5 protein-coding genes are annotated in these 10398 nt (G+C 32.3%); all 5 read left to right on the top strand.

Annotation, left to right across the window (positions count from 1 at the left end; genetic code table 11):
- The first annotated feature begins 436 nt into the window (after positions 1-436).
- The 5 genes from F6K22_RS18580 to F6K22_RS18560 all read left to right on the top strand — a co-directional run bounded on the left by F6K22_RS18580 (position 437) and on the right by F6K22_RS18560 (position 10259).
- On the top strand, positions 437-3142 hold the full coding sequence (locus tag F6K22_RS18580; RefSeq protein ID WP_293100874.1) for a class I SAM-dependent methyltransferase: 2706 nt from the start codon (positions 437-439) through the stop codon (positions 3140-3142).
- A gap of 155 nt (positions 3143-3297) precedes the next feature.
- A complete protein-coding gene (locus F6K22_RS18575) occupies positions 3298-5115 on the top strand; it encodes a glycosyltransferase family 2 protein (protein WP_293100871.1) in 1818 nt (605 codons plus the stop codon).
- Positions 5116-5356: 241 nt separating this feature from the next.
- Complete coding sequence (locus F6K22_RS18570; protein ID WP_293100869.1) at positions 5357-5923, top strand: sulfotransferase family 2 domain-containing protein; 567 nt, start codon at positions 5357-5359, stop codon at positions 5921-5923.
- A 206-nt stretch (positions 5924-6129) separates the two neighbouring features.
- Positions 6130-8229 carry a glycosyltransferase family 92 protein gene (locus F6K22_RS18565; RefSeq protein ID WP_293100866.1) on the top strand — a complete coding sequence of 700 codons (2100 nt, stop codon included), beginning with the start codon at positions 6130-6132 and terminating at the stop codon, positions 8227-8229.
- A gap of 185 nt (positions 8230-8414) precedes the next feature.
- Positions 8415-10259, top strand: coding sequence for a methyltransferase domain-containing protein (locus F6K22_RS18560; RefSeq protein WP_293100863.1), 1845 nt, complete (start codon positions 8415-8417; stop codon positions 10257-10259).
- Positions 10260-10398 lie beyond the last annotated feature (139 nt).

The following is a 10398-nucleotide window of genomic DNA, read 5'->3' as shown; positions in this document are numbered from 1 at the left end:
CTCTATAATTCCCCGTTCCTACTAACTATTCCCTACTCCCCTACTCCTTAAAAATACTTTTTCAGCAAACTCTAATTAGGACTGTATCTCCTAATAAGCAAAAACTACAATTACCGAAAAATTAAGGTATAAAGCCTCTCCATTCATGGAGAAAAAGCGGTCGATGGATGGTGAGGAAACCTTGTCATATCCAATCTACCCTCGAGAATAAAAAAATTCTTTTTAATCCAATCCTTCTATTACAGAAGAGGTAATTATTAATTATTGAATTGGTGTTAAGCTACCCGAAAATCTGAGGTCATGGGCAACCATATTAACATGATTTACGTCTGCAAAAAGTAATGTTTTATTTGTTTGTAGCCAGGGAGCAACTGCTACAAATATTAATTAAATTTAATTGCTTGAGTAAAGCAATATAACTACGGAGTTTTCAATTATGTCTGAAACAAAAAAACAAAAGGCATCACAAGATTTATTTGATAAACTTGCCCAAAAAAAGAAATTATTATCAGAATATCAGTCTAAGTTAAGTCAGACAAAAACAGACTGGGAAAAACACAACGCTCTACAACATAAAACTGAGTTAGAAAAGCCAAAATCAGCTACTAACAAACCTACATCAATTGCCCCCAAGACTATTCCAGTTAAGAAGTTAACTACTAACAGTCAAGCTAGTACTTTACCAAGTGAAAAATATAAGAATAAATTAGCTAAATTATCTGGCTGTCATATTGATGAATATTCATACATCATCAATACAATTAGTGCGAAAAAGCCAAGTAACTTCTTGATATTTGGCGTAGGTAAAGACAGTAGTATTTGGATGGAAATTAACAAAGAAGGTAAAACTATATTTATAGAAGATAATCCAGAATGGTTTAACTGGGCAAAAGAAACTTATCCAGGTATTGTAGTTTATTTAGTTGATTATGGTACAAAAAGCAAAGACTGGTTAAATTTATTAACTGAATATAGTCAGGCTAAAGAATGTTTGTCAATGGTACTTCCAGAAGAGATTGTCCAAACAAAATGGGATTTGATTTTTATTGATGCACCCGCTGGATACTCAGAAGAATTGCCAGGCAGAATGAAGAGTATATATATAGCTGCCAAACTAGCTTTTGAAACTGGAAGTACAGATGTTTTTGTACATGATTGCCATCGCCAAGTAGAAAATATTTATAGTAGCTATTTCTTTCATCAAGAAAACCTAGTTACCGAAATTCGGAGATTGAGACATTATAAGATTACTGGTACAGCAAATTTATTACATCAAGAATCTCAACAAAATACAAATCAAACCCAACATCAGTCAGAAAATATTCAAGTAGAAATTGATAGTGTTAAATTATTAAAGCCAGTTTCAAATCTATTACATGGATGTTATTTAGATAGACCAAAAACAGGAGAAATTTTTCAACTAAATACAATTAAATTAGTTGGGTGGGTAGTTGGTAAAAAGTCTCCTGCTGTAGCAGTAGAAATTATTAGTAATGGTCAAGTAATTAAGAAAGTACCTATCAACAAACAACGTCCTGGTGTAGCAAGAGCTTATCCTCAAGTTACTCGCGCAAAAACAAGTGGTTTTTCTACAGAAATACAACTAATTAGTTTACCAAAAGAATCAGAATTAACATTACAAGCCATACTCAAAGATCAAAGTCGTGTACCTCTCGGCTCCTTAAAATTAAACTATAAATCTTACAAATCAGTAGGAGTAATTTATATTGCTACAGGAGAAAAATTTATTGGTGAAGCTTGTCAATCGGTAGCTAGTTTAAAAGCTAAAATGCCAAATATACCAGTAACGATTTTTACTAGCGAAGATATTAAAAATTCTAATTTTGACGAAGTGATAGTAATAGAAAAACCAGATTACAATCATGTAGATAAAATTAAATATATGTATGCTTCGCCTTACGATTACACCTTATTTATAGATACAGATACCTATATATCTGCTGACTTTTCAGAAATATTTACACTCTTAGATAAATTTGACATGGGAGTAGCTCATGCTCCTAATAATATTAGAGGTTTTGTTAATGGTGTACCAGAAAGTTTTCAACAGTTAAATACAGGAGTAATTTTATATAAAAAATCTCCTCAAGTAGAAAAGTTTTTTGCTAAATGGTTAGAATTATATAAACCACCTAATGCCGATCAACCTACTTTTAGAGAAGTTTTGTATAGCAGTAAACTTAGAATTGTTACCCTAGCTCCAGAATATAATTGTAGATTTCCTTTTTTCGGAGTAGTTTCTGGCACTGTAAAAATTCTACATGGAAGACATAAAAATTTGCCATTAGTAGCTAAAAAGATAAATTCAGGTAAAGGCTTGAGAGTTATTAATCCTGAAGAATTTAAACATCATTTAGACCGCTCTATTGTTGATAAAAACTCGCCACTGAATAGTCATAATATAGAACTCGAACGAGAGGCATTAAGCCTGATTATTGAACCTGAATATAACACACTTAAAGAGGCGATCGCTAATAATAACTTAGAAGGTTTATTTGACAGCAAGTTATGGTGCAAAAAAGGACATTTGAATGCAGATCAAGCAATTTTTATTAGCAATCTCTGTAAAATAGTTCAGCCGAAATATGTTTTAGAAACTGGTTTTGCTACAGGAAGATCTGCGGCGACGGTTTTAAGTTCTTGTACTCCGAAAACTTTTATATCTTTGGATAAAAACTTAAATTATATGGCTCCCTTTGGCAGAGAAATGGCTGCTATATTGATGGGGGAATTTAAACATTACCAAATTATTGAAGGAGATAGTAACAAACTTCTTAATTCTGGATTTTACCAAAAAAATTACCCATTAGGTTTGGATTGGTTTACTATTGATGGAGACCATTCTTATAAAGGATGTTTTCACGATTTACAATCCTCACTTCCTTTTTTAAATCCCCTAGGGATAGTCATAGTGGATGACTATAAGTCAAAAGCACCTAACGGCGTAAGCTTTCCCTCCGTTAATAAGGCAGTAAGAGATTTTTGTGGCTGTTATCGAGAAGTACAGAAACTTGAATGGCACAAATATGGCAAAGGTTTAGCTATTTTATCTAAATCTTCCCAACTATTAAACAGAATTGCCAACCTACTCAACCTTAAACAACCTCAGCAAAATATATAACTGTATGATAGGGAATAGGGAATAGGGAGTAGGGAGTAGGTATGGAGGGGGAAAGAATTGATGGTTTATGCACTATAAGGGAGTAGCAATTGCCAACAAATAAAAATCATAGCCACAGATCGGCAACGCTAAAAATTACAGTGAGATGATAGAAAATGCTAAGTTTAATAGATATTAGCTTATTCAAAATTAATACTCAATATTTATGGGGACGCTTTCTAGATCGACCAAAAAACAGAAACCAAATAGATATCCAAAATAATGAGATTGAAATTTTGGGTTGGGTTTTGGGGAAAAGCTCCACTGCAGTAGCAGTAGAAATAATCAGTGAAGGGAAAATTATTCAAAAAGTTCCTATTAATAGAAAACGACCAGGGGTAGCTAAAGCTTACCCTCAAGTTCCAGAAGCGAAAAATAGTGGTTTTGTTACCAAAGTTAAATTGCCAGAACTTGTCTCAGAACAAGAGCTAACTCTCAAAGTAATTCTCAAAGATGAAACTGCTATTCCTATAGGCAAAATTAAAATTACCCCACTCCCATCTCCACCAATCTTGGAAGTTGACTGGGGGATATCTCATCAAACTCAGGAGCAACCGACAGAAGCAACCCAAGAACCTAGAGTTGAAATTCTAGATGTTCATTTGTTGGAACTTGATAGTAAACACCTATCGGGTAATTATATAGATACACCTCAAAAAGGCGATCGAATCAATACCTGCAAAGTCAAAATAGGAGGTTGGGTTGTTGGTAAAAGTTCTCCCGCAATAGCAGTAGAAGTGAGCAGTAATGGAAAAGTTCTCCAGGTTACCCCTATCGATCAGTCTTTTCCTCATGTATCCAGGCACCATGCTCATATTTTTTGGTCAAAAATCGTTGGTTTCTCTACGAAGCTGGATCTAAGAGGACTTTCAGAAGAAGTTGAATTAGTTATCAAGGCTATACTTGAAGACAAAGAAGAGCGTATTCCCATAGCAAAACTGAGATTACGACATAATTATACCCAAACAGAAACTTTAGAGGTAAACCAAAAATTTCAACAACTCAAAAAAGAACATAATATAGCTGTAGAAAATCTTTTGGCAGAGAATAGGCAATTTTCATCAATATTAGAATTGGCAGAACAAGCACCATATAAGTGGTTAGTGACTTCGGAAGTAGAAAAAAGTTCGATTGTCGCTGGTATTTGTATGGTTAAAGATGAAGACGATATGATCTACTATAGTCTAGCTGGAAACTATAGACAGGGTATTAGGCGGTTTGTGGTGATAGATAATTTATCTACCGATGCGACTCCATATGAAGTGCGGCGTTTCCGCAATGATTATCCAGAAGCTCTCGTTTACCTACTTGAAGATGCAGATCCTGTGTTTGAGAAATACAAAAAAATATCAGCTGCAGCGGAGTTTGCACATAAACTATGGAATGCCAAGTGGATATTACCATTTGATACTGATGAGGTTTTATTTTCATACAATCAGTCTTTACATACAATTCTGCAACAACTTGACTCTAAACACCAGTGTATAGGTCTAGCACGCAGAAATCATGTGATTATGTCATTTGACGATGAATTTGAACTTAATCCACTTAAGAGGATGACTTACAGAAAAAAGCAAGATAATTGTGAAAACGATGGCTATAGCAAAATTTTTGTGCGTTGGAAACCTGGTATGACCATAGGTCAGGGACATCATCGCGTCTCTTTTAAGGACAAGACAATTCCTGTGACTGTATTGGGGAAAGACTATGGACTTGTACTGAGAGAATATCAGTTTCGGTCTAAGGAGCAAACTAGAAAAAAGATAGTTAACGGTGGAAAAGCTTATAAAAATATTACCAAAGTACAAGGTGGTAGACATTGGCAAAATCGGTATCAAGTTTATCAAGAGCTTGGAGAAAAGTTTATTGATGAATTTTATGATTCTTTGGTTGATGAAGAAATAGATGTAGTTTACGATCCAGCTTGGTTATAAAATTGTTATACCAGGCGTAATAAATGTTTGCTAAAAATAGTTAGACTCCTATGCACAGAGTTAGAATGGATAATTGAAGATTTGGCTAATTAAGTTGAACAAATATCTATTAATTTTAATTTTCTAGTTAGTTCAGCTAATGATTAAAAGCTGAACTTTTTTATTTTGTCCGATTTTTAATAATTTGGCTAGGGAATGAGCGATAAATTTAAATTATTCATAAAAAATGAGGAATTATGCCATGGAGACTAGAGATTCACAAGTAGAAATAATTTCAGTTCATGTACCCAAAACAGCAGGTACAACCATGAGAAAATGCCTAATTCAAGTTTATGGAAAAGAAAAAAATTTTTTAGATTACAAGAAGGAACAACTTAATCAAGTTTTATCAGAAATAAACAAACAAAATATTAGAGTTATTCATGGTCATTTTCAGCTACAAAAATATGACGGTCATTTTCTAGAAGCTAAAAGAATTATTTGGCTCAGGGAACCTATCAAGCGTTTGATTTCTAATTATTGGCATCAGATAACACACTTTCAAAATAGAAAAATTAGTCATTATGAAGTTGAATTAGAGAAGGAAAAACTTCTAAATTGGGCAAAGAAACCTAACTTGAGGAATTTTCTGTCTCGTCGTTATATCCAAAAAAATATAGAAAATTTTTGGTTTGTTGGTATTACAGAATTTTTGAGAGAAGATTTAACTGAAATTCAAACAATGCTAGAATGGCCAGAAGTTGAAATTACTCAAATCAATAAGCATAATTATCCAAAAATGTATCAAGCTTTTATCAAAAGTGTTTGATCCGATCGGGAACTCATAGAGGAGTTAAATATTATTAATAGCCAAGATATAGAGCTTTATGAAACGGCGTTAACTCTTAGAGAAAAAAGGATTAAAACTAGAATTTAGTTCAACTAGCAGAGTTAACAAAAAAATAACGATAACGTTTATTGGTGCTAAAAATTGCCATAAATGCCATAAACTAGAATATTTAATTATAAAAATTTATGATAGGAAATACTAAGGCTATTGACAAATCTGTAGTTATAAATAAATTAATAGAAGAGGTAGAAAGTGATTGCCTTAACAAGAAAGGAGAAAAGTGCAGATTAAGTATCTGTGCAATTATGAAAGATGAAGGTTCCTATTTAGAAGAGTGGTTAGAATTTCATAAATTAGTTGGTGTTGAAAGATTTTACTTATACGACAACAACAGCACAGATAATACTCAGGAAATTTTGCAGTTCTATATTCAAAATGGAGAAGTAATTTATTATTATTGGCCGGAAAAACCAGGGCAAATGTCTGCTTATAGCCATTGCTTAAATAATCACAGATATGACTCAGAATGGATAGCTTTTATAGATTTAGATGAATTTTTATTTCCCACCATAGCAGAGAAAATAACAGATATAATAGATGAATTTTATGACGTTTCAGCCCTAGGAGTTAACTGGTTAAATTTTGGTACTTCAGGACATGAGAAAAAGCCCGAAGGATTACAAATAGAAAACTTTATTAAACGTGCTAAGACAAGTTTCGGTCCGAATAAACATATCAAATGTATTCTACGTCCAGACAAAACGGTTCGCCCACTAAATCCTCATCAGTTTGTATTTTCTGAAGGTAAGGTAGTAACAGAAAACAAACAAGCAATTAACAAACCTTTTTCCTCAACACATTCCATCAAAAAAATCAGAATCAATCATTATACTACTCGCTCAAAAGAAGAAAGTATGAAAAAAATGATGCGAGGTAGAGCAACGAAAAACGAACAAAGACCTTGGTCACATTTTGAATCGAAAGATGTGATATTTAATGAAGTAGAAGATTTAACTATTCAAAGATATATTCCTCAACTCAAGAAATCATTAGCAGTAGTTGCTGAAAAGAAAAGTAAGGTAAAATTTGCTTTAGAAAAATCTAATTTATTAATAACTATTGGCAATATCGGAAAAGTAGTAATTGAGAATCAAACCTTAAAATTAACAGGTTGGATAGTTTCTTTAAATTTTATTCCTATTAGCAGCTTTAAAGTCTGGATTGGAGGTGAAGAATATAGAGACTTTCAACAAACTCTAGGAATAGACAGTCCGAGAATAAAAAAAGCTCATCCTAGGTTAAAAGGAGCAGAAAAATCGAGATTCGATCTAGAAATACTTCTTAATAAAATACATAGAGAAAATTATAAAGACCTCCTAATTGTTTTAATCCCTATTTTGGAAAATTATGAGGGTAGTTTTTTGGTTAATGTCTTTAATCCTTCTTTCATGCTTCCTACTAAAGAATACATAAATCGAGTGAAGAGAAATAGTTCTTTTAACTTTCAGTCTAATGCTTTCAAATGGTTAGGATATTTAATTCAAAGAACAGGTCTCAAACCTACAGATAGTATTCTTGATATAGGTTGTGGAATAGGTGACATTGCCTATGGTTTGGCTTATTACTTAAAACCTAGAGCGCGTTATGAAGGTATTGATTTTTCAGAAAAAGTAATTGATTGGGCAAAGCAAGAAATTACTTCTAGAAAGCCTAACTTTAACTTTAAATGTCACAATATTTATCATCCTATTTACAATTCAAAGGGAAATATGTCTATGACAGAATTTATATTGCCCTATCCAGAAGCAAGTTTTGATGCGATCTGTATTAGCAATCTTTTTACTCATTTGTCTAGTATGGCTTTGCGTCATTATCTACATCAAATTAAACGTGCTTTAAAAGTTGGAGGAAAGTGTTTATTTGCCTGTTTTTTAATTAACTATGAATCTCAAAAATTAATTGCTGATGGCAAGAGTTCTCAGAATTTAGTCTATGAAATAGAAGGTGGTTTCTGTTTAGATTCAGAACTGCCAGAAAAGACTATAGGTTTTCAAGAATCCCTACTAATTGATTGGATAAAAGAGAGTGGTTTAACTATTGTAGGCAAATATTATGGTTCATGGTGTGGGCGCAAATCTTTTACTTATCAAGATTTGCTAATTGTAGAAAAAAAAATTGAACTTAAATCAAAGTTATCTAACTACCAGTTAGTCTTAGAAAAATACAAGTCTAAATTAGAAAAAATAAAGGTCAAAATTGATGCTTCAAAATCTAAAATCAACTAGATTTAAGCACAATATTATTATTCAATATTTAACCTAAAAATGAGCCAGATAAATCAACCTCACCCACCAGAAGAAGTCAAAAAAAAGTTATTTCAATAGAAAAAAATCAAGTGCAAATTAATTATTAAAAATCTCAAACAAACCAGATTTAAGCACAATATAATTATTCAATATTTAACCTAAAAATGAGCCAGATAAATCAACCTCACCCACCAGAAGAAGTCAAGGAAAAAGTTATTTCAATTCATCTACCAAAAACTGCTGGTACAACATTTAAAAAGATTTTGAGACAAATATATCATCCAGAAGAGATTTTCTTTGATTATCCACATAGAGGCGATTTACGCAATAAAATGTTAACTAATCCCAAGCTTGGAGTCAAAGTAATTCATGGTCATTTTCCTTGCCATAAATATAATTCTAAATTTCCAGAGTTTAAAAAAATTATTTGGCTAAGAGACCTGATAAAGCGGTTGATTTCTCTTTACTTTTTCTGGAAAACTTGGCAAATTTTAGTAGAAAGTGATGCAGAAAATTTAGCGCCTGTAAAAGAGTCGAGTTTGACATTTATAGAGTTTGCTGCAAAACCAGAAATGCAGAATATAATCAAATCGAAATTTGTGCAAGAAGAGAAATTAACAGATTTTTATTTTGTAGGTATCCAAGAGTTTTTTAGTGAGGATTTACATGAACTCAAAACAATGCTAAATTGGCCGGAGTATGAATTAGAAACTCAAAATAGTAATCCCTATCCAGAATATAAATTATTACTAAAAGAAGTATTATCTAATCGAGAAATAGTCAATAAAATATCGGCGATAAATCAGGAAGATATAGAACTTTATCGAGAGGCTTTAAGTTTGCGGGAGAAGCGGATAAAAATATCCCAGATACAATACTATACTCAAGATTATTCTAGCAAACAAAAAAGTATCCAGAAAAAACGAAAAATTAATCCTTTACTTAGTTGGGGTTCTATCGATCGGGTAATAATTAAAAATCAAGTTTTACGTTTATCTGGTTGGGTTGCTTCTCTAGATGCTGGTATTTTAGAAGGATTTAAAGTTTCTATTGGGAATCAAGAGTTTAGTTTTTTTGAACAAACTCTGAATATACCTAGTCCAGATGTAGAGAAAGTTCACCCTAGTTTATGTGGTGTGGCTAATGCTAGATTCCGTCTCAAAATACTTTTAAATCAACAACAAATTAATCAATTAAAGCATTCATTAATTGCTTTAATTCCTCAGTTTAAACGGGGTGAAGGTATAGCTATATTGAAAGTATTAGCACCTCTTTTACCACTACCTGAAGAGAAATATATAAAAATAACTAATGTTGATGGAAGTGGTCAATTTATTCGTGCTTCCTTCAAATTACTAGGAGATTTAATTCAGAGATTAGGTTTACAAACAACAGACCATGTTCTTGATGTTGGTTGTAATATTGGTACGGTTGCTTATGGCTTAGTTCATTACCTACAATCTTCTGGTCGTTATGAAGGTTTTGATGTAGTAGAAAATTTTATTTCTTGGGCAAAGGAAGAAATTACGACTCGCAAACCTAACTTTAATTTTAATTGGCATAATATTTATCACTCTCTCTACAATCCCACGGGAAAAATATCTGCAAATAATTTTATTTTTCCTTATCCGGATGCTAGTTTTAATTGTGTTTGTATTTCTCACTTATTTACTCATTTACAAGGTTATGAAGTTCGTCATTATTTTGATGAAATATATAGAGTTTTACAATCGGGAGGGAGATGTTTATTAATTTGCTTTTTAGTCAATTCAGAATCAGAAGAGTTGATGTCTAAAGGTAAAAGTTCTCAACAGTTTATTTATGAAGTAGAAGATGGTTTGACTATAGATATTAATTTGCCAGAGAAAGGGATTGGTTTTAGGGAGAATCTACTATTAAAATGGATAGAAGAACTAGGTTTTAATGTTCTAGAAAAATCTTATGGTTCTTGGTGTGGTCGGACTTCATCTATTAAGGAAGATTTGTTAGTTTTGGAAAAAAGTATTTAAGCATTCAGCTATTAGCTGTTAGCTGTCAGCTATTCAGATGATCGAACTATTACCTATAGAGCAATAATTAAATCATTTCCTGAAGCACCTAGGAGATGGAGGTGGGTAGTGGAATTTTCCGACTATTACCTATAGAGCA

Source organism: Okeania sp. SIO2F4, from assembly GCF_010672385.1.
Classification (GTDB): domain Bacteria; phylum Cyanobacteriota; class Cyanobacteriia; order Cyanobacteriales; family Microcoleaceae; genus Trichodesmium.
The sequence above is the reverse complement of the archived record's forward strand: the minus strand, read 5'-3'. Positions and strand labels throughout refer to the sequence as shown.